General features: G+C 65.3%; 20 protein-coding genes. 2 read left to right on the top strand and 18 right to left on the bottom strand.

Features of this window, described 5'->3' with window-relative positions; genetic code table 11:
- Nucleotides 1-49 precede the first annotated feature (49 nt).
- Both ACZY08_RS12110 and ACZY08_RS12105 read right to left on the bottom strand, forming a co-directional pair.
- A complete protein-coding gene (locus ACZY08_RS12110; RefSeq protein ID WP_463744620.1) occupies nucleotides 50-1459 on the bottom strand; it encodes a WS/DGAT/MGAT family O-acyltransferase in 1410 nt (469 codons plus the stop codon).
- Nucleotides 1460-1575: 116 nt separating this feature from the next.
- The gene (locus ACZY08_RS12105) at nucleotides 1576-3429 is read right to left on the bottom strand and encodes an ABC transporter ATP-binding protein/permease (protein ID WP_463744621.1); all 1854 of its coding nucleotides are present in this window, start codon (nucleotides 3427-3429) and stop codon (nucleotides 1576-1578) included.
- Nucleotides 3430-3585: 156 nt separating this feature from the next.
- On the opposite strand from ACZY08_RS12105, the gene ACZY08_RS12100 reads away from it, so the two are divergent.
- Complete coding sequence (locus ACZY08_RS12100) at nucleotides 3586-4071, top strand: Rv3235 family protein (RefSeq protein ID WP_463744622.1); 486 nt, start codon at nucleotides 3586-3588, stop codon at nucleotides 4069-4071.
- Here the strand turns inward: ACZY08_RS12100 and secA are convergent.
- From secA to ACZY08_RS12030, 14 genes are all read right to left on the bottom strand, one after another.
- Nucleotides 4068-6932 carry a preprotein translocase subunit SecA gene (gene secA / locus ACZY08_RS12095; protein WP_463744623.1) on the bottom strand — a complete coding sequence of 955 codons (2865 nt, stop codon included), beginning with the start codon at nucleotides 6930-6932 and terminating at the stop codon, nucleotides 4068-4070. The two genes, ACZY08_RS12100 and secA, sit on opposite strands and share 4 nt — an antisense overlap.
- 182 nt (nucleotides 6933-7114) lie before the next feature.
- The gene (gene hpf, locus ACZY08_RS12090) at nucleotides 7115-7765 is read right to left on the bottom strand and encodes a ribosome hibernation-promoting factor, HPF/YfiA family (protein ID WP_463745271.1); all 651 of its coding nucleotides are present in this window, start codon (nucleotides 7763-7765) and stop codon (nucleotides 7115-7117) included.
- Between the two features lie 331 nt (nucleotides 7766-8096).
- The gene (locus tag ACZY08_RS12085; RefSeq protein WP_463745272.1) at nucleotides 8097-8726 is read right to left on the bottom strand and encodes a ComF family protein; all 630 of its coding nucleotides are present in this window, start codon (nucleotides 8724-8726) and stop codon (nucleotides 8097-8099) included.
- A 146-nt stretch (nucleotides 8727-8872) separates the two neighbouring features.
- Complete coding sequence (gene lpqB / locus ACZY08_RS12080) at nucleotides 8873-10633, bottom strand: MtrAB system accessory lipoprotein LpqB (RefSeq protein WP_463744624.1); 1761 nt, start codon at nucleotides 10631-10633, stop codon at nucleotides 8873-8875.
- On the bottom strand, nucleotides 10630-12291 hold the full coding sequence (gene mtrB, locus ACZY08_RS12075; RefSeq protein ID WP_463744625.1) for an MtrAB system histidine kinase MtrB: 1662 nt from the start codon (nucleotides 12289-12291) through the stop codon (nucleotides 10630-10632). The genes lpqB and mtrB overlap by 4 nt, the downstream gene beginning before the upstream one ends.
- Nucleotides 12288-12974 (bottom strand): two-component system response regulator MtrA, encoded by a 687-nt coding sequence (mtrA, locus tag ACZY08_RS12070; RefSeq protein ID WP_463744626.1) that lies wholly within the window; start codon nucleotides 12972-12974, stop codon nucleotides 12288-12290. Before mtrA ends, mtrB begins: the two co-directional genes overlap by 4 nt.
- Before the next feature lie 52 nt (nucleotides 12975-13026).
- Complete coding sequence (locus tag ACZY08_RS12065; protein WP_463744627.1) at nucleotides 13027-13659, bottom strand: dTMP kinase; 633 nt, start codon at nucleotides 13657-13659, stop codon at nucleotides 13027-13029.
- 218 nt (nucleotides 13660-13877) lie between these two features.
- Nucleotides 13878-14546, bottom strand: coding sequence for a hypothetical protein (locus tag ACZY08_RS12060; RefSeq protein WP_463744628.1), 669 nt, complete (start codon nucleotides 14544-14546; stop codon nucleotides 13878-13880).
- 284 nt (nucleotides 14547-14830) lie between these two features.
- Complete coding sequence (ahcY, locus tag ACZY08_RS12055; protein WP_463744629.1) at nucleotides 14831-16291, bottom strand: adenosylhomocysteinase; 1461 nt, start codon at nucleotides 16289-16291, stop codon at nucleotides 14831-14833.
- A 139-nt stretch (nucleotides 16292-16430) separates the two neighbouring features.
- On the bottom strand, nucleotides 16431-17054 hold the full coding sequence (gene alkX, locus ACZY08_RS12050; protein ID WP_463744630.1) for a TetR family transcriptional regulator AlkX: 624 nt from the start codon (nucleotides 17052-17054) through the stop codon (nucleotides 16431-16433).
- Nucleotides 17055-17107: 53 nt separating this feature from the next.
- On the bottom strand, nucleotides 17108-17290 hold the full coding sequence (locus ACZY08_RS12045) for a rubredoxin (RefSeq protein WP_463744631.1): 183 nt from the start codon (nucleotides 17288-17290) through the stop codon (nucleotides 17108-17110).
- Nucleotides 17287-17460 carry a rubredoxin gene (locus ACZY08_RS12040; protein WP_463744632.1) on the bottom strand — a complete coding sequence of 58 codons (174 nt, stop codon included), beginning with the start codon at nucleotides 17458-17460 and terminating at the stop codon, nucleotides 17287-17289. Before ACZY08_RS12040 ends, ACZY08_RS12045 begins: the two co-directional genes overlap by 4 nt.
- Nucleotides 17457-18620, bottom strand: coding sequence for an alkane 1-monooxygenase (locus ACZY08_RS12035; RefSeq protein ID WP_463745273.1), 1164 nt, complete (start codon nucleotides 18618-18620; stop codon nucleotides 17457-17459). The genes ACZY08_RS12040 and ACZY08_RS12035 overlap by 4 nt, the downstream gene beginning before the upstream one ends.
- 255 nt (nucleotides 18621-18875) lie before the next feature.
- Nucleotides 18876-20345, bottom strand: coding sequence for an amino acid permease (locus ACZY08_RS12030; protein WP_463744633.1), 1470 nt, complete (start codon nucleotides 20343-20345; stop codon nucleotides 18876-18878).
- A 156-nt stretch (nucleotides 20346-20501) separates the two neighbouring features.
- Here ACZY08_RS12030 and ACZY08_RS12025 point away from each other — a divergent pair, with 156 nt between their 5' ends.
- A complete protein-coding gene (locus tag ACZY08_RS12025; protein ID WP_463744634.1) occupies nucleotides 20502-21335 on the top strand; it encodes a class I SAM-dependent methyltransferase in 834 nt (277 codons plus the stop codon).
- An 85-nt stretch (nucleotides 21336-21420) separates the two neighbouring features.
- On the opposite strand, the gene ACZY08_RS12020 is transcribed toward ACZY08_RS12025, so the two are convergent.
- Together ACZY08_RS12020 and manA are read right to left on the bottom strand one after the other, a co-directional pair.
- On the bottom strand, nucleotides 21421-22728 hold the full coding sequence (locus ACZY08_RS12020) for an AurF N-oxygenase family protein (RefSeq protein WP_463744635.1): 1308 nt from the start codon (nucleotides 22726-22728) through the stop codon (nucleotides 21421-21423).
- A 387-nt stretch (nucleotides 22729-23115) separates the two neighbouring features.
- Nucleotides 23116-24342: a mannose-6-phosphate isomerase, class I gene (manA, locus tag ACZY08_RS12015; protein WP_463744636.1), complete on the bottom strand. Its 1227-nt coding sequence runs from the start codon at nucleotides 24340-24342 to the stop codon at nucleotides 23116-23118.
- Between the last annotated feature and the right edge of the window lies 1 nt (nucleotide 24343).

Below are 24343 nucleotides of genomic sequence, written 5' to 3'. Positions count from 1 at the left end.
CGAGCGTGAGGTCAAATACCTGGAGTATTTGCCAGGGCCTGCCCAGAACCTACTTGGCCGCCTCGAGCAATTCTTCGAGAGATTCACGGAACAGGCTCGGCAACACGTCGACGTCGCTCATCGCATCCCGGTCGGCATTGATCCCGAAGTACAACATGCCGTTGTACGACGTCACCCCGATGGCCAGAACCTGGTTCTGCAACAGCGGCGGCACCGCGTAGGTCTCCAGCAGCTTGGTGCCCGCGACATACATCTGCTTCTGGGCCCCGGGCACGTTGGTGATCAGCAGGTTGAACAGCCGCGCCGAGAAGCCGGTCGCCACCCGGATACCCATGGCGTGCAAGGTCGGCGGCGCGAACCCGGACAGGGTCACGATGGTCCGCGCGTCGACCAGGCTGGCCGCGGTGGAATGCGATTCGGTGGCATGGGCGATCTGCGACAGGCGCACCACCGCGTTGCCCTCGCCAACCGGGAGGTCGACCAGGAACGGCGACACCTCGCTGATGGCCTGGCCTGGCCCCGTGGAGTCCAGTTCGGCGTCCGGGTACACCGACATCGGCGCCATCGCCCGCACCGTGGTGGTCGGGCTGACGGGCTCCCCGCGCGACAGCAGCCAATTGCGTAGCGCGCCGGCCACCACGGCCAGGACGACGTCGTTGATGTCGCAGTTGTAGCGGGCCCGGACCAGCCGGTAATCCTCCAACCGGTGCTCGTCCACGGTGAACCTGCGGTTGCGCGAGACCGTGGTGTTGAGCGGGCTGCTGGGGGCGGTTCCGCGGGCCACCGTGCGGACCACGTCGGCAACCCGACGGCCCACCGCCGCCAGTTCACTGGCACTCGTGGCCACCTCGGTCACGGTGTCGCGCAGGGCGGCCAGCTGGGTGGTCGGCCGGGTGATCCACTCCCCGATCGCTCCGAGGACCAGCTGTCGGTCGCTGGGTTCGCGGGTCGGGATCCAGATGTCCTCGCCGAATTCCGGCGGCTTCTGCGCCCGGTCGACGATCACGTGCCCGATCTCGAGGGCGGTCATCCCGTTGACCAGGGCCTGGTGCGTCTTGGTGTAGATCGCGATGCGGTTCTTGGTCAGCCCTTCGACCAGATACATCTCCCACAGCGGACGGGTCCGATCCAACGGCCGCGAGCCGAGCCGGGCGATCAGGTCGTGCAGCTGAGCGTCGCTGCCCGGAGACGGCAGCGCCGAACGCCGGATGTGGTAGGTGATGTCGAAATCCCGATCATCCACCCACACCGGCCGGGCCAGGCCCAACGTCACCTCGCGCACTTTCTGGCGGTAACGCGGAATCTGCGGCAACCGATGCTCGACGGTCTCCAACAGGGTCTCGTAACTCAAGCCGGCACGCGGCTTTCGCAGGATCGACAACGACCCGACGTACATCGGCGTAGCGCTGTTCTCCAGATGGAAGAACGCGGCGTCGGACGCCGACAGCCTGTTCACCATGCGGCGCCAACCTCCCCTCGTCGCTCCGCTCGAACACGTCACGTTAACCGGCGATTCTGCTGTTGCGCATCACGGGTGCTGCAGCGCGTCAATTTCGCGCCTGAGCTACCCAGAATTCATGCCGTGATCACCGAGAGCTCCCAGCGCCCGCTGCCCTCCAGCTGCAGCCGCGACCGGTGATGACGGTCGATGGTGGACCGGTGCCCCACGCTGACCACCACGCAGTCGGGTAACCGTTCACGCAGGAGTCCATACATGGCGTCCTCGAGTCCCTCGTCCAACGCGGAGGTCGACTCGTCGAGGAAGACCACCCGCGGACGGACCAGCAGCACCCGCGCGAAGGAGACCCGCTGTTGCTCACCCAGGGACAGCACCGACGACCAGTCGCCTTCGTCGTCCAGGCGCTCGGCCAGATGCCCGAGGGCCACCGCGCGCAGCGTGTCCCGCAGTTCGCTGTCACTCACGTCCGCAATCGGCAGCGGGTACACCACCGAGGCCCGCAGGTCCCCCAGCGGCAGGTAGGGCAATTGAGGCAGGAACAGCGTCGCCCATCCGGGCGGGTACTGGGCCAGTCCCGCTGTCCGCGGCCACAACTCGGCCAGGCTGCGCAGCAGGGTGGTCTTACCGCACCCGGACGGACCCTTGACCACCACACTGTCACCCGGGTTCAGCACCATCGACAGATCGGTGATCATCGGCCGCCCCTGCAGGTCATCCACCCCTACCTCGCTGAGCGCCAGCGAATCCCGGGTGGCCGCGACTGAGATGCGGGGCAACTCCCGCGCCCGATGATCGTGAGCGAGCATCTGGTCGACGCGCATCAGTGCGGCGCGGTAGACGGTGAACTCGTCATAGCTGTCGCGGAAGAATGCCATTGCGGCACAGACATTTCCGAAGGCCGCGACGGTCTGGAGCAGGCCACCGAGCGTGATCTGACCGGCGAAGAACCGGGGCGCCTGCACGATGTAGGGAATCATGCCGGTCGTCACGTCGCCGACCCCGCGGTTCCAACCGTAGAGCCGCAACTGGGCGAACACGATCCGCCACATGTTGGCGATGATCTCGGCGAACCGGGAGTGCAGCAGTTGCCGTTCACGCTCCCCACCGCGGTAGAAGGCGACGCGCTCGGCACTGTCCCGCAATCGAACCAGCGCGTACCGGAAACTGGCGCTGAACCTTTCGTTGAGGAAGTTCAGCCGCACCAGCGGGCGGCCGATCCAGAACGCGATCACGGTCACCGTGATCGAGAAGACGAACGCCACGAACACCATGGCCCGCGAAACGGTCCAGTCGCCCAACTGCAACGGACCGGACAGTTGCCACAGCACGCCGGTGAACATGACGATCAACAGCGACTTGTTCACCGCTGCGGTGCTCAGGTCCACCGATTTGGTGGTGACCGTCTCGACGTCGGTCTGGATGCGCTGGTCCGGGTTCTCCACCGGCTGGTCCAGAAAGCGGTTGCGATAGAACGCATCGCCGGTCATCCAGTCGTCGACGAGGCGGGTGTTGAGCCAGATACGCCAACGGATCGAGAAAACCCGGCGTAGGAGCAGATCGACCACCGTGTAGATCACGGTGAGTGCCACCAGAATCCCGCTGATCGCAAACGATGTCATGAACGCCTGCCGCGCGGCGTCCAGCTTCGCGCCATCATGGGTGGCCAGCGCCTCCGCACCGGCCTGCACCGCATTCATCAGGTCGGCGTACTGGTAGGTGAAAATCACGATCACCCGCGCCGAATACACGGTGTGCCAGAGGATGAATGCCAGCAGCGCCCAGGTGCGCCAACTGCCGGCCCCGCTGAAGAACGGCGCGTTGACCCGCCAGAACTGTTGTCCCCATCGGGTGAATCGCGCGATGAGCAGCGCGACTGCCAGGAACACCACCAGCGTGATCACCCACGCCTGCAGCGTCCATATCAGCGAGCGCAGCGGCTCGGCCGGCCAATCGATGCTGGGCTGAACCATTCCGCTCCCCCTGGTTCGACGACTCTCGTCACGCTAACCGGCGAAGCCGAGCGTCGGATTATGCGTGCTTCCGCCACGCCGAACCCGTGCGATCATGGGTAGGTCTGCACCTCTCCAGCAGATGTCGTCCGTGATGCCGACCGCTGGAGGTTGCCTGTGCCCACCCCGAAACTGACCGCTCCGGTCATCGACTACGAGCCGCCGGCACTGCCGCTGGGAGTACAACCAGCTGACGTGTCGGCACCGATGCCGCTGTGCCCGGCACCGACGCTGCTACACGGGCACAGCCCGCGCCGGTTGCGGCTGGTCAGTTCCGGGACCGACGGGCAATTGCAGCCCGGTGCCGCGCAGTTCGCCGATATGGCCCTGCGCCGGGTCCTGGAGGTCGTCGATCGGCGCAGGCCACCGTCACAGCTGAAATCGTTGATGAGCCCGCTGCTGCTCGACGCGGTCATCGCCTCCACCGCGGCACGCCACGGCACCACCGCCAGCCTGCGCCGGGTGGGGCTGCGCCCGGCAGCCTCACCCGAGGCCGCCGAGCTGTTCGCCACCTACACCCGTGGGCCGCGGGTGCGCGCCATCGCCGGACGCATCGAATCACGCAGTGGCCGTTGGCAACTCACTGCGCTACAGCTCGGCTAGCTCTTGCGGTGCGACTTCGACGGCCGGCCGGTCTTGGCCTGCTTGCGGGCCGCTTCCCGACGCTCACGGCGGGTGCCGCCGCCCGCAGTCGCAGAATGCCGTCCGCTACCACCGGAGCGCTGCACCTCGGCGGTGCCGTCCTCGGACGGACCCGTGTAGGTCAGGGGCGGCGCGTCATTGTCGATGCCCTTGGCGCGCAGGGCCGGTGCCGGCGTCGGACGCTCCTTGGTTGCCACCGCACTCGACTCCGCATCGGCGGCAGTGGCCTCACCGGCCTTCGCAGCGGCCGCCGCGGCGAACTCGGCCAGCCCGCTGGGCGCGGCCACCGGAGCCACCTGGGCGCTCGGCTGCGAAGGTACAGCCTCGACCTGAACGTTGAACAGGAATCCGACGGACTCCTCCTTGAGCGCGTCGAGCATGCCGACGAACATGTCGTAGCCCTCGCGCTGGTACTCGACCAACGGGTCGCGCTGCGCCATCGCCCGCAGGCCGATGCCCTCCTTGAGGTAATCCATCTCGTAGAGGTGCTCACGCCACTTGCGGTCGATCACGTTGAGCAGGACGTTGCGCTCCAGCTGACGCATGGCACCCTCGCCCGCCAGCTCTTCCAGCTGCTTCTCGCGCTCGGCGTAGGCACGGTCGGCATCCTTGATCAACGCGTCGAGCAGTTCCTCGCGCGTCAGCTCACCGGGCTCGCCCACCGCATCGGAATCGACCAGGTCGTTGTGGTCGATACCGACCGGGTACAGCGTCTTGAGCGCATCCCACAGCTTGGCCAGATCCCAGTCCTCGGCGTAGCCCTCGGCGGTGGCACCGTCGACGTAGGCGGTGATCACGTCGACGAGCATGTCGTGGGCCTGCTGCTGGAGGTTCTCACCCTCCAGCAACATCCGGCGCTCCTTGTAGATGACCTTGCGCTGCTGGTTCATCACCTCGTCATATTTGAGGACGTTCTTGCGGACCTCGAAGTTCTGCTGCTCGACCTGGGTCTGCGCGCTCTTGATGGCACGGGTGACCATCTTGGCCTCGATCGGCACATCGTCGGGCAGGTTCAGCCTGGTCAACAGCGATTCGAGCGTCGCGCCGTTGAACCGTCGCATCAACTCGTCACCCAGCGACAGGTAGAACCGGGACTCGCCCGGGTCACCCTGGCGGCCCGAGCGGCCGCGCAGCTGGTTGTCGATACGCCGGGACTCGTGACGCTCGGTGCCCAGCACGTACAGACCACCGGCATCGGTGACCTTCTCGGCCTCCTTGTTGGCCTCTTCCTTGATGGCCGTGAGGGTGTCGTCCCAGGCGGCCTCGTACTCCTCGGGGGTCTCCACCGGGTCCAGGCCCTTTTCCCGCAGCCGCTTGTCTGCCAGGAAGTCGGCGTTGCCGCCGAGCACGATGTCGGTACCGCGACCGGCCATGTTGGTGGCGACGGTGATGGCGCCGAGCCGGCCGGCCTCGGCGATGATGTTCGCCTCCTGCTCGTGGTACTTCGCGTTGAGCACGTTGTGCGGAATCTTGCGCTTGGTGAACTGCCGCGACAGGTACTCGGAGCGCTCGACGCTCGTCGTACCGATGAGGACCGGCTGGCCCTTCTCGTAGCGCTCGGCGACATCGTCGACGACGGCGATGTACTTGGCTTCCTCGGTCTTGTAGATCAGGTCGCCCTGATCGGCACGGACCATCGGCTTGTTGGTCGGGATGGGCACCACGCCCAGCTTGTAGATCTCGTGCAGCTCGGCGGCCTCGGTCTCGGCCGTACCGGTCATACCGGACAGCTTGTCGTAGAGGCGGAAGTAATTCTGCAGCGTGATCGTGGCCAGCGTCTGGTTCTCGGCCTTGATCTCGACGTGTTCCTTGGCCTCGATCGCCTGGTGCATGCCCTCGTTGTAGCGGCGACCCAGCAGCACACGGCCGGTGAACTCGTCGACAATGAGCACATCGCCGTCACGGACGATGTAGTCCTTGTCGCGCTGGAACAGCTCCTTGGCCTTGATGGCGTTGTTCAGGTAACTGACCAGCGGCGAGTTGGCGGCCTCGTAGAGGTTCTCGATGCCCAGTTGGTCCTCGACGAACTCCACACCCAGCTCGTGCACACCGATGGTGCGCTTGCGGATGTCGACCTCGTAGTGGACGTCCTTCTCCATCAGCGGGGCCAGCCGGGCGAACTCGCTGTACCAGTTGGAAGCGCCGTCAGCAGGACCCGAGATGATCAGCGGGGTGCGGGCCTCGTCGATCAGGATCGAGTCGACCTCGTCCACGATCGCGAAGTGATGGCCGCGCTGCACCATGTCCTCGACCGAGTGCGCCATGTTGTCGCGCAGGTAGTCGAAGCCGAACTCATTGTTCGTGCCGTAGGTGATATCGGCCGCATAGGCTGCCCTGCGCTCCTCCGGGGTCAAGCCCGAGAGGATGACGCCCACCTCCAGGCCCAGGAACCGGTGCACGCGACCCATCCACTCGCTGTCACGTTTGGCCAGGTAGTCGTTCACCGTGACGACGTGCACGCCCTCGCCGCGGAGCGCGTTGAGATAGGCCGGCAGCACCGCGGTCAGGGTCTTGCCCTCACCGGTCTTCATCTCGGCGACGTTGCCGAAATGAAGGGCCGCGCCACCCATGACCTGGACCTCGAAGTGCTTTTGGGACAACACCCGCCACGCCGCCTCGCGGGCCACGGCGAATGCCTCGGGCAGCAGGTCATCGACGTCCTCGCCGTCGGCGATCCGCTTCTTGAACTCATCGGTCTTGGCTCGCAACTCGGCGTCCGAGAGCTTCTCCATGTCGTCGGACAAAGTGTCGACATAGTCGGCCACCTTCTTGAGGCGCTTGACCATGCGGCCTTCACCGAGACGGAGCAACTTCGACAGCACGCTATTTCCCCTGTGGGTTCGATGGATCCCGTGGGCGGGATCGCACGGGCTTAGTTGACGTCCATCGTAGGTGACCGGTCGAAGCCGCTGGTTCTGCTGGCGCGAAGAGACAGAATCGCACCCCGGAATGCTCCGAGGTGCGATTCTGCTGGGCCCCCCGACTTGCGGGGGATTGCCGGCGCTCAGGCCAGGCGGATCAGCCCGTAGTCGTAGGCATGGCGCCGGTAGACCACCGACGGGCGGTCACTCTCCTTGTCGTGGAACAGGAAGAAATCGTGGCCGACCAGCTCCATCTCGTAGAGGGCGTCGTCGACTGTCATCGGCTTCGCGGGGTGTTCCTTGGTCCGCACGATCCGGCCCGGCTCATGGTCGTCGAGACCGTCGGCCAATCCGGCGTCGGCCGTCGCCGTCGGCTGGTTCTCGAACAGCGTCTCGTGCGCCGTCGCTTCGGCCAGCGACACCGGGGTCTTGTCGCCGTAGTGGATCTTCCGGCGGTCCTTGCTCTTGCGGAGCCGGCTCTCGAGTTTGCCTGCCGCTGATTCCAGGGCGGCATAGAAGCTGTCTGCGCAGGCCTCGCCGCGCACCACCGGCCCACGGCCCCGGGCCGTGATCTCGACGTGCTGGCAGTTTTTGCGCTGACGGCGGTTACGTTCGTGATCGAGCTCGACGTCGAACAGGTAGATGGTGCGGTCAAACCGCTCCAGGCGCGACAACTTCTCCGAGACGTACATACGGAAGTGGTCTGGAACTTCGACGTTTCGACCCTTGACCACAACTTCTGCGTTCGGCTCCGGGGTGGCGTCGCCGATCTGCTCGTCGGGGTCGACCACCATGGTGGCGCTTGTTTCCGGGGAATGGGTTGACATACTCGGCAACTCGTTTCTCTCAGTTGTCACACGCATCGCGCGTGCCCTACTTCTCAACGAATCGTGATAGCGCCGATGGGCCGAATAAATTTGCTCCACCCGTCGGCGCAAGGTGTCGGGTACTCACCTCCTACCGTTAAGCGGTGAAGTGGCGCTGCATCGCTCTGAGCGCCGCCGTGAGTCATTCACGGGTGGTTGCTGCCGACGGTAGTCCGTGTTCACCCACTCGTGCCACCAATTTCAAATACGTGTTCTCAGTTCTTCACGTGGGTTTGATCTCAACGAAATGACGCGCACGTCAGGCGTGTGAAATCGCCAGTACAGCAGCCACGTCGGCCCCGGCGGTCGTGAGCATCCGCACCGATTCGGCCGCGGTGGCCCCGGTGGTGACAATGTCGTCGACCAGCACCACTTCACCCACGACCGGCCGGATCACACGCACCCGGCCGGCGATGTTGCGCTGGCGGGCGGCGCCCGACAGGCCCACCGAATCACGCACCCACGGCCTCAGACGCAGCGCGGGAACGACGCGGACACCGGGCAGCCCGGCAACCGCCGCCGTCGCGATCCGGCGGACCGGATCACCGCCGCGACGACGTGCCGCGGCGGCGCGGGTGGGTGCCGGAACCAGCGCCAGCGGAGTACCGACGATCCCCCAGGTCAGCAGATGCTGCAGGCCGACGTTCAGCGCCCCGGCCAGTGGCGCCACGAGGTCCATGCGCCCCTTTTCTTTGGCGGCGACGATTACGCGCCGACGGATACCTGCGTGGCGGCCCAGGGCAAACACCGGAACGCCCGGATCGGTGCGCGGGGTAACCAGGTGCGGCTCGTCGTCCCCGACACCGAGGAGCGCGGCACACGCCGCACACCACCGGGTCGAGGGTGCCCCGCAGCCGCCGCACTCCAGCGGCAGGATGAGGTCGAGCATGCGGGCAGTCTGCACGCCGGGGGTGACATCGCTGCTGCTCCGCCACGGCACCACCGCCGGTTTCTACCTGTGGGTCGCGATCCCGGCGGCGGGACAGCCCTGGGGTGGAAATCGGCGCACCGCAGGCTCGACCGCGCGCCGAAGAGTCAGCCCGGCAGCACCGGCAACGAACCGGCAACCATCAGCGGCCGGACCTCGACCCACCCGGGATTGTTCTCACTGACCGACGCGGACAGCTGCATCACCCCGCGCGGGTCGGCGACGTAGACCGTCGAAGGATTCGCGGCCACCGTGCCCACCGGGACCTGCAGATTGCGGCTGGGCCCGTCCGAGTTCACCCCGTCGAGGTTGACGTAGGACACCGGGTGCGCCGGATCGGTTCGGCTGACCACGATGTCGTCGCCGGTACGCCAGGACAGCGACACCACCGTGTTGCCCAGGCCGAAGCCGAGACGCCTCGGATAGGTCAGCAGGAACTGTCCCTCGGGGGTCCGCTCGATGCCCGCCAGGATCACCTGTCCACCGATCACCATCGCCGCGCGGGTGCCGTCCCGGGACAGCTGCAGTTCGGTGATCGGGCCCGGATAGCGGGTGGTCACCGCCGCCGCGTCGACGGGAATGCGGGCCGGCACACCCGAGGCATCGCGGATCGCGCGCACCACGTTGGCATCGTCGACCACCACCCACACGGCCTGATCCAGCGACCAGCTCGGCCGGCTGACGGTGCGGCCCTCGATGGCCTTGGCGGTGGGCCCGCCCAACGGCCCCATCCACAGCGAGGCGGCAGTGGCTTCCGGGGCGTCGGGCAGGACCACCACCGACGCCGCGTCCTGGCCGTTGCGCGACACCGCGGCCGAAATCTGATTGGGCGCCGAGCCGAACGCCCCCGGCACCCGGGTGGTCTGTTGCCCGTCCAACGCCACCAGAGAACCGCCGACCAGTGCGTGCAGACCGGCGGCCGCGCCGGGCACGGCCCCGGGATCGGTGGCCGCGACGTCCGAGGTCTCCCAGCCGTCGGCGAACCGGTCGTCCAGCGGTGCACCGTCGACGTTGATCACGTAGGGTCCACTGATCCCCGCCCGCGACAGAGTCCAGATGATCTGTGCGGCAAGCAGTTGCCGACTGTGCGGATCGGTGGTCGAGAGATTCTCGAGGTCGATCCGGGCACCACCGTAGCCGCGCCCCACCCCGGTCTTCCCGCCGTCGGCCCGGGTGACCGGACCGCGCAACCGCAACGGTGCGTCGAGCAGATTGCGTACCGCCCTGGCTATTTCCGGACGTGGGCCGGAGACCAGTTTGGAGATCAGTTCGGTGGCCAACTGGTCGGGATCGGACACCGCGACATAACGCGGGTCGGGCACGACCGTGGCACCGGTCGGGTCGACGAAATAGAGGGTGTTGCGCTTGTAGGTGGACTGAAACTGTTGCCAGTCGAGGAAAACCCCGTTGGGCAGCCGGTCGATGCGCCAACCGCCCGGAGTCTGGACGAGCTCGATGGGCCCGGGGTCGGGCAACGCGCCCTCCCCCGTCTCGAACACCCCCATGTCGGACAGCGATCCCAGGATGTCGGCCCGCATACTCACCGAAACCCGGTCCGCGCCGCGGGTTTCGACGAACACCACTCGGTCGAGCAGCAGTGCGCTGCCGGCGTCGTCCCACGAGCTGGACGCGGACTCGGTGAGGAACTGCCGGGCCGCCAGGTGTCGGTTCGCGGGATCGGCCGTGGCCTTGAGGAATTCACGCAGAAGCACGTCGGGATCCATGCCCGGCGCCGGTTTCGGCAGGTTCGGCGGTGCCGGTCTGTCGACGGTGCCGATCGCTTGCGGGGACGACGAATTCGGAATTCCCGCGCATCCTGACACCAGAACGACCAGACCGACGACCACCACCGTCAGCAGGCGCTTCACACGTTCTCCTCGGCATGCTCACGGTCACGGTTGGGACGCTGCCGCGACTTTTGCTGCTGTGAAGCAGGTTTCAACGGCAGCGGGCTGGTGGTCACCTTGTGGCCGCGCACCAGCGGCAGCGTCAGGCGGAAGCATGCTCCCTTACCCGGCTCACCCCAGGCCTCCAACCGGCCCTGGTGCAGGCGTGCGTCCTCGATGCTGATGGCCAGGCCCAGGCCGGTGCCACCGGAGCGGCGCACCCGTGACGGGTCGGACCGCCAGAACCGGCTGAACACCAGCTTTTCCTCACCGGGGCGCAGGCCGACACCGTAATCGCGCACGGTGACGGCGACGGTGTCCTCGTCGGCAGCCATCCGGATGCGCACCGGTTTACGTTCGGCATGATCGATGGCGTTGGCGATGAGGTTGCGCAGGATGCGTTCCACCCGACGCGGATCCACCTCGGCGATCACCCCATCAGCCGGCATGTTGAGGTCGAGCTCGACCTCGGCGTCGGCCGCCAGGTGCCCGACATTGTCCAGCGCGCTCTGCACCGTGGTCCGCAGATCCACCGACTCCACCGACAGCTCGGCCACGCCGGCGTCGTGGCGGGAGATCTCCAGCAGATCGGCGAGCAGGGTCTCGAACCGGTCCAGTTCGTTGACCATCAGCTCGGTGGACCGGCGCAGCGCGGGGTCGAGATCCTCGCTGTGATCGTGGATCAGGTCGGCGGCCATGCGCACCGTGGTCAGCGGGGTCCGCAGTTCATGGCTGACATCAGAAGTGAAGCGGCGCTGCAGGTTACCGAATTCCTCGAGCTGCTGGATCTGGCGCGACAAACTCTCGGCCATGTCGTTGAACGACACCGCCAGGCGGGCCATGTCGTCCTCGCCGCGCACCGGCATCCGCTCGGTCAGGTGGCCCTCGGCGAATCGCTCGGCGATACGTGAGGCCGACCGCACCGGCTGCACGATCTGACGGGCCACCACGAGGGAGATCGCCGCCAGCAGACCCAGCAGCACCACGCCACCGGTCGCCATGGTGCCGCGTACCAGGGAGATGGTGCTTTCCTCATTTTTCAGCGGAAAGATCAGGTAGAGCTCAAGATTGGGCACCGACGAGGCCGCCGGGCTCCCGACGATCAGCGCCGGTCCGGAGAACGCATCGGTGGCGACCGTGGTGTATTGGTAGCTGACCTGGCCGGCCTTGACAAAGTCACGCAGACCCTTGGGCACCTGTTGCACCGGCCCGGCCGCAGCGGCTTCGCGTGGTCCGTCGCCGGGAACCATCAGCACCGCGTCGAACGCGCCGGCCACGTCCGCGCGGGCGTCGGCCTTGCGATCGATCAGGGTGTTCCGGGCCAACTGCAGGCTGCTGTCGAGCGAACGGCTCTCTTCACCGCCGACGATGCCGCCGACCGTGATGCGGGCCCGTTCCACCTCCTCGGTGGCGGCCTTGACCTTGACCTCAAGGATCCGGTCCGTGATCTGGCTGGTCAGCACGAAGCCGAGCACCAGGATGACAGCGAGCGAGAGCCCCAGAGTGAGCGTCACGACCCGCAGTTGCAGCGAACGACGCCACACCAGGCTCACCGCCCGAACAAGCGTCCCCAATCCGCGCAACAGCGGGCCGGATCCTCCCCAGCGACCACGAATGCGCCGTCTGGAGCTGAAGATCACGGGGGTCCGGCCTTGTATCCCACTCCTCGAACGGTCAACACCACCTGCGGGTTCTCCGGGTCCTTCTCAACCTTGGCCCGCAACCGCTGGACATGCACGTTCACCAAACGGGTGTCAGCGGGGTGGCGATATCCCCACACCTGTTCGAGTAGCACATCACGAGTAAACACCTGGCGTGGTTTGCGTGCCAGCGCCACGAGCAGGTCGAACTCCAGCGGTGTCAGCGAAATCTGCTCGCCCTGACGGGTCACCTTGTGGGCCGGCACATCGATCTCGACGTCGTTGATCGACAGCAGCTCGGCAGGCTCGTCCTCGTTGCGGCGCAGCCGCGCGCGCACGCGGGCGATGAGTTCCTTGGGCTTGAACGGCTTCATCACATAGTCGTCGGCGCCGGATTCCAGTCCCAGCACCACATCGACGGTGTCGGTCTTGGCCGTCAGCATGACGATCGGGACGCCGGAGTCGGCACGCAGCACCCGGCACACGTCGATCCCGTTCATGCCGGGCAACATCAGGTCCAACAGGACCAGATCGGGCCGCAGTTCGCGGACCGCGGTGAGCGCCTGGCTGCCGTCCCCGACGACCGCCGTGTCGAATCCCTCGCCACGCAAGACGATGGTGAGCATCTCGGCCAGCGATGGGTCGTCGTCGACGACAAGGATCCTTTGCCTCATGGTGTCCATGGTGTCACCCGATCGCGATAAAACCGGGGTACCACACGCGGGTTTCTCGGCTTTATCTGCGGCTTAGCCGACCTGCGAGGGCGGCCGGGTCCACATCCGGGCCCGCGGTGGCCCATCGACCGCACCAGTCGGCGGCGGCCAGCGCGCCATAGACCGCCCCGGTGCGCCGCTGCAGTCCACCGTCGCGCTCGTAGGCGTCCTTCGCGCGATCGGCCTCGGTGTTGGCACGGTGCTCGGCCCGCTGGGCGGCCAGCTCGGTCGGCACGTCGAGCAGTACCTGCCAATCCGGCCTGGGGAGTTTGAGGCGGTCGAACTCGAGCTCGCGCACCCAGGCCACCGCCTCACCGTCGGCGTCCTGATGCAGCCTCGCCGCGCTGTAGGCGGCATTGGAGGCGACGTAACGGTCCAGGATGACGACGTCGTAGGCACTCTGCAGGTGTTCGATCTCCTCACGCGCGCCGGCGCGGTCGAGCGCGAACAGGGTGGCCATCGCGTACACGGATTCGGCCAGGTCGCCGTGGGCGCCGTGCAGCGCCTCGGCAGCCAGGTCGGCGGGCACCGACCGGTGGTATCGCGGAAATGCCAGGCTGCCGACGGACTTGCGATCGGCCTCGAAGGCTGCCCGCAGGCCGTTGGTCAATGTACGTTTGCCTGCGCCGTCGACACCTTCGATCGCAATGAGCACACTGGCGAGCTTAGCTTTGACGCCCCGCCCGTTGCTCCGGCGGCACGTAGCCCGGCGTGAATCCCCGTTCCTGCACAATGAGATTCAGGCCACCGAGCGAGCATTCCTCGATGTCGTCGGATGCGATGTCCGGTTTCAGGTCGGCATGGAAGATGGGCCGCAGGCGGGAGAGCGACGCAACTACTCACCGCTGGAAGCGCAACACACCTCACGACACCTCACGACGACATAAGTGTGACGGGCTTTCTCCTGATTGGCGGGATCGCATAACGGGAATCGCTCGCCACCCTCATTGCGCGGACCAGTTCGGCACCTGTGAGGTCTTGAATCGTCTTGCGCTCCAGGAGGTCCAGGTCTGCCGGGAGGGTAGGTGCTCCATCGGCAGGCTGCGTGAATTTCTCGAACATGCCCAGTATCACGAAAACCGGATACATTGGCACGGCCATACCCGGAAACAGGACCTTCGCCTGGACCGCATATCTTGGGCCCAGCGAATCGCTTGCCATGCTTGCGATCAGACCAGTCAACAGACTCAGTACTGCAAGCGCCAACAAATATCCCAACGAAGTCGCCCCCAGTCCGTGCCACTGTATACACGCAATAAGCACAAGCGGGAGCAGATGGATGCAGTAGGCAAGCGCGAGAGATGCGAATAGCATCATCAACCATATATCCGGCCGCGGCGACAAAAGTACTTTCTGGATCCAGCCGGGGATCGAGATGCCCACTTGGGTCAGATAACTCAGCATCCAGTCGATCGGCCCCTTGTGTACCGCAGAGTCCTGGTTAGCGAAGACCACCCATGCCAGCAAATATGAACTTGCCACGCCCATCAAGAACGATGAGTCGTCGCGTGCAAATTGGTACATGTCCTTTATCGACACCATGAATACAGATTAATTCGGGGGTCCGACAACCTTTCTCGCTTACCGATCGCGATGCGCTAGAACTTCCCGCAATCGGGGGTGTCGGTAATCCGTTGAACCGGTCGACGGTTCCAGCACGAGGCGTGACGGCTCGGACTTGATCAGGTCACCCGACGCTCCCGGCAACGGGCCCGGCGGTCCGCTTACGTCGGCGCGGAAGTGCCGAAAAGACGCAAAAACCCCCAAATCCACAGGGAAATGGGGGTTTCGCGACTGCTCGCGCAGAAGAAGCTACCTCGGGTAACTCAGTAGCGGTAGTGCTCCGGCTTGTACGGACCTTCGACGTCGACGTTGATGTACTCGGCCTGCTCCTTGGTGAGCTTGGTCAGCTGACCACCGAGTGCCTCGACGTGGATGCGGGCCACCTTCTCATCGAGGTGCTTGGCCAGGCGGTAGACCTCGTTGTCGTACTCGTCGTTCTTGGTCCACAGCTCGATCTGGGCGATCACCTGGTTGGAGAAGCTGTTGCTCATCACGAATGACGGGTGGCCCGTGGCGTTTCCGAGGTTCAGCAGCCGACCTTCACTCAGCACGATGATCGACTTGCCCGAGTCACCGAACGTCCACTCGTCGACCTGCGGCTTGATGTTGATCCGGGTGGCGCCCGAGCGCTCCAGGGCGGCCATGTCGATCTCGTTGTCGAAGTGGCCGATGTTGCCCAGAATCGCCTGGTCCTTCATCGCCTTCATGTGCTCGAGCTTGATGATGTCCAAGTTGCCGGTCGCGGTGACGACGATGTCGGCGTTGCCGATCGCCTCCTCGACGGTCACCACGTCGAAACCGTCCATCAAGGCCTGCAGCGCGTTGATCGGGTCGATCTCGGTGACCTGAACGCGGGCGCCCTGGCCGGCGAGCGACTCCGCGCAACCCTTACCCACGTCGCCGTAGCCACAGATGAGCACCTTCTTGCCGCCGATAAGCACGTCCGTGCCACGGTTGATGCCGTCGATCAGCGAGTGCCGGGTGCCGTACTTGTTGTCGAACTTGCTCTTGGTCACCGAGTCGTTGACATTGATGGCCGGGAACGCCAGCTCACCGGCAGCGGCGAACTGGTAGAGCCGCAACACACCGGTGGTGGTCTCCTCGGTGACACCTTGGACCGACTCGGCGATCTTGGTCCACTTGTCCTTGTCGGTCTCGAAGCGCTTGCTCACCAGCGCCAGGAACACCTTCCACTCGGCCGGGTCGTCATCCTCGGCGGGCGGCACCACACCGGCCTTCTCGTACTGCGCGCCGCGCAGCACGAGCATGGTGGCGTCACCGCCGTCGTCGAGGATCATGTTGGCCGGCTCGTTCGGCCAGGTGAGCATCTGCTCGGCGGCCCACCAGTACTCCTCCAGGCTCTCGCCCTTCCATGCGAACACCGGGACGCCCTTGGGCTCCTCGGGAGTTCCGTGCGGTCCGACGACAGTCGCCGCCGCGGCATGGTCCTGGGTCGAGAAGATGTTGCAGGAAGCCCATCGGACTTCAGCACCCAGTGCCACGAGGGTCTCGATCAGCACAGCGGTCTGCACGGTCATGTGCAGTGAGCCGGAGATACGGGCACCCTTGAGCGGCTGCACGTCGTGGTATTCGCGGCGCAGGGACATCAGGCCGGGCATCTCGTGCTCAGCCAGGCGGATCTCCTTGCGGCCGAACTCAGCCAGCGACAGGTCGGCCACCTTGTAGTCGATACCGCCCCGGATGTCGGCCTTCAACTCGGTCATGTAGAGCCCTCTTTCAGTCGTGATTGCTTGCAAGCGCAGGGGTGCGCCGGACACGGCGACGCCACACGCAGATACCTCTAGCCTGCGGGCTCGCGGGACAGGCGCTCATGCGTTTTCAACAGCGGCGGCGCTCTGACAGCTACGGGGTATCTATGACACCGTAGCGCTCGGCGAATGGCGTCATCAGTCGGGCCAGGTCACCGGCCACATCGTGGTCCGCTTCGGGCGGCATCGACACGTAACTCATCGCCAGCCGCACGATCGCCCGGGCCAGAACGCCGGCGTCCTCATCGCTGGCTTTCATCCAACTGTTCTGAAAGGTTCCGGTCAGCCGCGTCGAGCATCGGGAGATGATCGGCCCGCTGCCGGTGGTGATGATCTGCAGTAGGTCGGGCTTGGAGGCCCCGGTGAGCAGTGAGATCACCAGAGGGTCGGCGGCCGACTCGAGGAAGAACGCGCGGAAGCCCTCAAGAAACGCCGCGTGTACTTCGCCGACGTTGTTGTTGATCGCCTCGTCGACGGCGTCGACGAGGCGATCCGCCAGGCGCATCGCATATCCCTCGGCCAGGCCCTGCCGAGAGCCGAACTCGTTGTAGATCGTCTGACGGCTGATCCCGGCGACCTGGGCCACGTGCGAGAGCGTGATGGCCGACCAGTCGCGGGTCAACAGCAGCTCCCGCATGCCGTCGAGAATGGAGTCGCGCAGCAGCACCCTGGATGCCTCCGCATACGGGATGCGTTGTTTGTCTCGCGGCCGACTCACACGGGCGACAATATCGCTTTCCGGGCGGGTTTCGAGCGCGTCGCCCGAAGCGGTCAAGGCCGTGCGACCTCGACCATCTCGAAATCGGTCTTCGCAGCACCACAATCGGGACAGCTCCAGCCCTCCGGGATGTCGTCCCATCGGGTGCCCGGGGCGATGCCGTCCTCGGGCCAGCCCTTGGCCTCGTCGTACTCGAATCCGCACTGCACGCAGATGAACAGCTTGTAGTCGCTCACTTGCTCACTCCTATCACCTCGAAATCGACTTTCTCTCGCACCGCGCAATCCGGGCAGCACCAGTCGTCGGGTACCTGGTCCCACGGAGTTCCGGCCGGGAAGCCTTCTCGCGGGGCGCCTTTCGACTCGTCGTAGGTGTAGCCGCAGCCGGGGCACTGGTAGGCGCTCACTGCTGCGCCCCCTCGCTGCCTGCGCCGTAACGGGCCAGCACCTTTTCGCGCAGCCGCGGCTGGATGTTCACCTTGGTGATGTCACCGTCGTAGTGCTCCAGCACCCGGTGGTCCATCAGCTTGCGCCACAACGGCGGCAGGTAGGTGAGCCCGATCAGCGACGCGTACCCGCTGGGCAGGTTGGGCGAGCCGTCGATGCTGCGCAGGGTCTGGTACCGCCGGGTGGGGTTGGCGTGGTGATCGCTGTGCCGCTGCAGGTGATACAGGAACAGGTTGGTCACGATGTGGTCGGAGTTCCAGCTGTGCACGGGTGCGCAGCGCTCGTACCGACCGGTCGGGAGCTTCTGCCGCAGCAGCCCGTAGTGCTCGAGATAGTTCACCGATTCCAGCAGGCTGAAGCCATAGATGGCCTGGATGACGATGAACGGGATCAGCGCGGGACCGAACACCGCGATCAGGATGCCGAAGAACACGAACGACATGGCCCACGCGTTGAGTACGTCGTTGGACCAGTGCCACGGTGACTTGTCCTGCCGGCGCAACCGCTGGGCCTCCAATTCCCAGGACGAGCGCAGGCTGCCGAACACGCTGCGCGGCAGGAACTCCCAGAATGTTTCGCCGAAGCGGGCCGACGCGGGATCCTCGGGGGTGGCGACGCGGACGTGGTGGCCACGGTTGTGCTCGATGTAGAAGTGGCCGTACCAGGTCTGAGCCAGCGTGATCTTGGACAGCCAACGCTCCAGCGAGTCACGTTTGTGGCCCATCTCGTGGGCGGTGTTGATGCCCACGCCTCCGAGCACACCCACCGACAGGGCGATGCCGATCTTGGCCGGCCAGCTCAACGCGCCGTCGAACCCGAGCCAGCTGAGGTCGGACGCGGTGAACAGATACGCGCCCATGATGACGCTCGCGTACTGGAATGGGATGTAGACGTAGGTGCAGTACCGGTAGTACTTGTCGTTCTCCAGCTGCTCCATCATCTCGTCGGGCGGGTTCTGGCCGTCCGGCCCGAACCTCAGGTCTAACAGCGGCAGCAGTACGTAGAGCAGGATCGGCCCGATCCACAACGGTGCCTGAGCGGCGGTGTGCCAGCCGAGCTGGTTGAGCGCCCAGACCAGCGGCAGCATCACGAAGATCGCCGTCGGGGCGATCAGTCCCATGAGCCACAGATGTCGTTTTTTGTCCCGCCACTGCCCGACATCTGCGACGTCCGGTCCATTCGAGAGTTCCGCCACCACGATGCGCCTCCTTTTGTGAGAGCTGTCACTGCAATGACTTGACTATAAGTGGGACTATGTCCGCTGTCTAGACATTTGACCATGTTTTGTAAAGATCGATGGGTGTGCGGGGTCACAGTCGGTGCCAGGTTCAGTTTGGTGTGGTGCGGGCGCTCCCCCGCCTCAGCGTCGCGATGCTCAGACGGTGGCGGCGTCCCGCTTGGCCAGCATGGAACGCCGACGGCCGTAAGCGAGGTACACCACTACTCCGATCACCATCCAGAGCAGGAACCGGATCCAGGTCAGCCCGGTCAGGTTGAGCATCAACCACAGGCACGCCAGGATCGCGGCGACCGGCAACACCGGCACCCACGGCACCCGGAATCCGCGCGGTAGGTCAGGCCGGGTCCGACGCAGCACGATCACCCCGGCCGAAACCAGCACGAAGGCGAAAAGCGTGCCGATGTTGACCATCTCCTCTAGTCGGCCCATCGGGAACACCGAGGCAGCGATCGCCACGAGAACACCGACGATCATGGTGATCCGGACCGGTGTGCCGTGGCTGCCGGTGACGGCCAGCCGACGCGGCAGCAGACCATCGCGCGACATCGCGAACAGCACCCGGGTCTGTCCCAGCATCAACACGATCACCACCGTGGTGAGCCCCGCGAGCGCGCCGATGGAGATGACCTTCGCCGCCCAGTGCACACCGTTGGCCTCGAATGCCGTGGCCAGGTTGGCGTGCCCGTCGGGTGCATCGCGCAGCACGGTGTAGGACACCATGCCCGACAACACCACCGACACGGCGACGTACAGCACGGTGACGATGCCGAGCGAGGCCAGGATGCCGCGGGGCACATCGCGCTGCGGATCGCGGGTTTCCTCGGCGGTGGTCGCGACGACGTCGAAGCCGATGAACGCGAAGAACACGATCGAGGCGCCGGCCAGCACGCCGTACCAGCCGTAGTGGCTGCCCGCCGCCCCGGTCAACAACGAGAACAATGATTGGTCGGCCCCGCTGGCGCCCTCACCGGCCTCGTTCGGGGGGATGAACGGGGTGTAGTTGGCGACGTTGATGTAGAACGCGCCGACGACCACAACCAACAACACGACCGACACCTTGATGATCGTGATCACCAGACTGAAGTGCGCCGACAACTTCGTGCCGACCACCAGCAGGACCGTCACCAGCGCGATGATCACCAGGGCGCCCCAGTCGACCGCCAGGCCACCAAAATCCGCTATGCCGCCGCCGAACCCGAACACTGTCCCGAGGTAGCTCGACCATCCCTTCGCCACCACCGCGGATGCGACGGCGAACTCCAGGATCAGGTCCCACCCGATGATCCACGCTGCGAATTCACCGAACGTGGCATAGGAGAAGGTGTACGCGCTGCCGGCAACGGGCACGGTGGAGGCGAACTCGGCGTAGCACAACGCAGCCAACCCGCATGCCACGGCAGCGATGAGGAAGGCAATCGAGATCGCAGGCCCGGTCAAGTTGCCCGCCGTCGAGGCGGTGATGGTGAAGATACCTGCGCCGATCACGACTGAAACACCGAAAACTGTCAGGTCCCACCACGTGAGGTCCTTGCGGAGCCGGGTCGACGGCTCATCGGTGTCGGCAATCGACTGCTCGACAGATTTGATTCGCCGAAGGGCAGACATAATCGGTTTGCCTCTCATCCGGGCCGGGGTCACGCAATGTTCCCATCACGGTGGCCGCCAACTGAGTAGGACGCACAAAGTTTCCACGGGAACGATCCCGTCGCACCTGTGTGGGGCCTACGTCACACTCGATGCCGATCGTGATACGGTCCGCGCATGGCTGAGCTCCCCTACTTTGACCTGCTGATAGACGAACGGCAGGCTGGTGGCGAAACCGGTCAGCTGTGGGAAAACCAGGTGCACTGGGGTTACTGGGAAAACCCCAAGGACGCCAAGGGCACCCGAGCCGACTACATCGCTGCCATGGAGCAGATGGACCACGTGCTGTTCGCGGCCGGAGAGGTTGCCGACGGGCAGAAGGTGCTGGACGCCGGCTGCGGGTTCGGCGGCACCATCCAGCAGATCAACGGCACCTACTCCAACATGGACCTCACCGGTCTGAACATCGACCCGCGCCAGCTCGCGGCGGCCGAGGCCCAGACCAAGCCCGTCAACGGCAACAAGATCGGCTGGGTCGAGGCCGATGCCTGCCAGCTGCCGTTCGAGGACAACTCCTTCGACCGCGTCCTGGCTGTCGAGTGCATCTTCCATTTCCCGTCCCGCGAGAAGTTCCTCGCGGAGGCAGCGCGGGTGCTCAAGCCGGGCGGCTACCTGGCGGTGTCCGACTTCGTGCCGACCCTGATGTTCTTCGGCAAGACCCCGATCTGGATGGCTATCCGTCCCCGGATCGCAAAGTCCTACGGAACGCTCGGAAACGTCCCGCTGCGGGGCTACAAGTCAATGGGCAAGCGTGCCGGGCTCCAGCTCGCGGCGAAGCGCAACATCCGCAAGAACACCTTGCCGACATATCCCTTCCTGCTCAAGTTCTTCCGCGAGCAGGGATCGGCGGATGCCCAGCAGACGATGATCGTCGGCACCCGGTGGATGAAGTGGCTGTCCAAGGTGGGCCTCATCCAGTACCGGGTGTACACGTTCCAAAAGCCCGCCTGACGGCGGCTACCACCATCTGAAACCGCTGAGCCACGTCGGTGCTCGTCGCCGACGTGGCTCATTGGTGCGAGGACTTGACGTCCCGTCACATGGTGGGCATGAATTCGGCAAGTGCCAGAATCATGAACACCACCAAGGCGAGGCCGATCAGCCCGCCCGCGGGAATCATGGCCACGCACACCACGACCCACACGAAAAGCCGCGGCCATTCAAAGGCCTGGTTCCCCGTCACGCCACCACGGCGTTCCCGGAGAGTGTGGTAGGCCGCCCATACACCCGCCCCGGCGGCGGCGCACGCGATGATCTTGGGACCGTCCGGCGCCACCAACAGGGCAACGCCCGCCATGATCGCCACCGCCGTGAGGCGTGCCGTCAGCGCGGTGTGAAGGCCGATCACGCGCGTGATCGCAGAACCGCGGTCCGGCTCGCCGCGGTACCGCGGTAGGCGCCCGTCGATACCCAGCATTCGCCAGATCCAACGCGACCATGCCGTCCGCAGTCCCAGATCCTCGGCTACTCGCCGAACGTCGGCGGCCGATTCCGCCATCATCTGGCGCGACTGATCACTCCGCCAGAACGCAGCCTTGAAAACCCGTCGCGGAACGCCGAATTGCCGGGCAAACGTGCGCGGCGGCCCCACCATCTCCCCGATCAGCCACCGCAGGAAGAACGGGAAAAGAATCGCGTACCACGCCCGCTTCCGCCGGCTGACGCTTTGCATTCGCTCGGCCAGTAGATCGTCGGCGAACGATATGTGGCGGGCTTCCTCCGCCAGGTGAATATAGGTGATCTTGTTCAGCAGCGGGGGCACGTGCGCTGCGCCACGATGCTGCAGAGTCTGCTGGAAGTGCAGCGGCTGTTCACCGCAGAGCACCCCGATGAACAGAATGAAGTTGGCGTAACCACCGATGAAGCCGAGGATCGGCCCGATCACCCGGGAACCTCGCCGCATTCCGGGCACATCCTCGCCGGTGCGGTTGATGAATTCCTGGAACATCTGGATGTGATTGCATTCGTCGATCAGTTCGTGGAGCAGGTACTGGAATACCGGCGAACCGTTCGGCATTTTCCCGGCGTAATGCACCACACCGCGGATCAGCATCATCTCGAACTGGAGCGTGACCTTTAGGGTGTTCGCGGTTACCCAGCGGCCCATGTCGATACGGCGCTGCAACGGCTGTTGGGCGTACCAGTCGGTCGCCGCGAGCGGAGCGCTCTCCGGGTCCAGTTGCCACCGCGGATCGTCGTCTTCCAACGCGTTGTCGGGTGCATCCCAGTCGATGTCAATGTTGGGATCGAAGCGTCGTCGGACCGTCGCACGAGAGAGGGCCTCCACCCTGTCGAAATAGAGGTCCCCTGCTGCTACGTCGTCCGAGTCGCTGACCGTTGTCATGTCCCTATCCGTTGATGCTGTGAGGTTCCTTGCAGAGGGTAGCAATCTGAGAGCCGAATCACGCCGTCAGCCACGGTATTGTGCCACGAGTTGTTGCACGTTCGTTAGACGTACGCCGCTGGGCAAACTCGGACGGCCCGGAACCCGGCCGCTGCAGCCCATCCGCCCGCAGGTGAACGGGCGCGGATCGCCGGCGCTGCGAGTGGCGCGGCAACCCCTGACCGCCTGGGCCCCCGCGCCTTTGGGGCGCGGCAGGTGCGCGATGCACCTTGGCGAGGTCCTAAGAATTCTTCTCATTTCACGGACACCGTAATGGGTACGCGCCGTCCGCGGGACCAAATGAGTGGCAACGTCAATTTATTGCGGTGCCGGACTTGGCGAGGCCGCTCAGATCCCGATGGTGACGCGGAACAGTTTCGTCGGCTCGGCGGCGGTCAACCGGATCGGACCGTCCTCGGCTGCCACCCAGGCCGCCATGCCGCGCTCTACGGTCAGCTTGTCGTCATCGGCATATATCACTGCCGCGCCTTCGATGCACAGCAGCAGCTGCGGACCATCGTGGTGGGAGTGCACGTCGATCTCGTCGCCGATGCGTGCGCCGTCGACCGTCAGCACCGACACCGCGAATTCCTGCGCGGGCGTCCGATAGATGGTTTCCGTTCCGTCCGTGACGGTTTCCGGGCGCAGCCGATCTTCAGGAGTCGGGCTGAAGTCCAGCACGCGTAGGAGTTCGGGAACATCCACGTGCTTCGGGGTCAGCCCACCGCGCAGCACGTTGTCGGAGTTGGCCATCACCTCGACACCGACACCGTGCAGATACGCGTGCAGATTTCCCGCGGGAAGGTAGATGCCCTCCCCCGGCTGCAGGCTGATGCGGTTCAGCAACAGGGAGGCCAACACACCGGCGTCACCGGGGTATCGCTCGCCGAGCTCCAGCACGGTCTTGACCTCGGCGGCGAATTTCTTTGCCCCGGAACGGATGTAGTGGACCGCCCCGTCGAGAACAGCCGGCACCAGCACGTCGAGATCGGGCTGGGGCGCGGTGATCCAGGTGGTGAACAGGGCTCGCAACCCGTCGGCATCGGATTGATCCGACAGCAGGTTGATGAACGGGTCGAGATCCGAAACGGCCAACGCCCGCATCAACTCCACCGTGCGGTCCACCGGGCGGAATCCGGCCAGCGCATCGAATTGCCCTAGCGCCACCAGCAATTCGGGCTTGTGGCTGCGGTCCCGATAATTGCGAATGGGGGAATTCACCGGAATGTCGAGCCGGTCCTCGCGGTCGAAGCCTTCCCTCGCCTGCACGGCACTGGGATGGGCCTGCAACGACAATGGTTCATCGGCGGCCAGAACCTTGACGAGGAAGGGCAGCGCATCGCCGAATCTGCCGATCGCCACGCTGCCCAGTTGCCCCTCGGGGTCGTCCTGGACCGCTTGCAGCAGCGACTCTTCACCGTGTTCGGTCTGCAGCCAGGCCGGGTCACCCGGGTGCGCACCGAGCCACAACTCGGCCTCCGGATGGATTGTCGGACTGGGCCTTCCGGTGAACTCAGCGATTGCAGTACGCGAACCCCAGGCATAGGTCCGCACCGCTCCCCGTAGAAGATGCACT

Source organism: Mycobacterium sp. IDUB_9 (assembly GCF_055419505.1).
This window is presented reverse-complemented; position numbering and strand designations above follow the sequence as displayed.

Coding starts and splice junctions, on each gene's coding strand:
- ACZY08_RS12025 (WP_463744634.1), top strand. CDS start 20,502: ATGGCTGAGCTCCCCTACTTTGACCTGCTGATAGACGAACGGCAGGCT.
- ACZY08_RS12030 (WP_463744633.1), bottom strand. CDS start 20,345: ATGTCTGCCCTTCGGCGAATCAAATCTGTCGAGCAGTCGATTGCCGAC.
- ahcY (WP_463744629.1), bottom strand. CDS start 16,291: ATGACCGAGTTGAAGGCCGACATCCGGGGCGGTATCGACTACAAGGTG.
- ACZY08_RS12035 (WP_463745273.1), bottom strand. CDS start 18,620: ATGGGACTGATCGCCCCGACGGCGATCTTCGTGATGCTGCCGCTGGTC.
- ACZY08_RS12110 (WP_463744620.1), bottom strand. CDS start 1,459: ATGGTGAACAGGCTGTCGGCGTCCGACGCCGCGTTCTTCCATCTGGAG.
- ACZY08_RS12020 (WP_463744635.1), bottom strand. CDS start 22,728: ATGACAACGGTCAGCGACTCGGACGACGTAGCAGCAGGGGACCTCTAT.
- mtrA (WP_463744626.1), bottom strand. CDS start 12,974: ATGGACACCATGAGGCAAAGGATCCTTGTCGTCGACGACGACCCATCG.
- hpf (WP_463745271.1), bottom strand. CDS start 7,765: ATGGTGGTCGACCCCGACGAGCAGATCGGCGACGCCACCCCGGAGCCG.
- ACZY08_RS12085 (WP_463745272.1), bottom strand. CDS start 8,726: ATGCTCGACCTCATCCTGCCGCTGGAGTGCGGCGGCTGCGGGGCACCC.
- ACZY08_RS12060 (WP_463744628.1), bottom strand. CDS start 14,546: ATGGTGTCGATAAAGGACATGTACCAATTTGCACGCGACGACTCATCG.
- ACZY08_RS12105 (WP_463744621.1), bottom strand. CDS start 3,429: ATGGTTCAGCCCAGCATCGATTGGCCGGCCGAGCCGCTGCGCTCGCTG.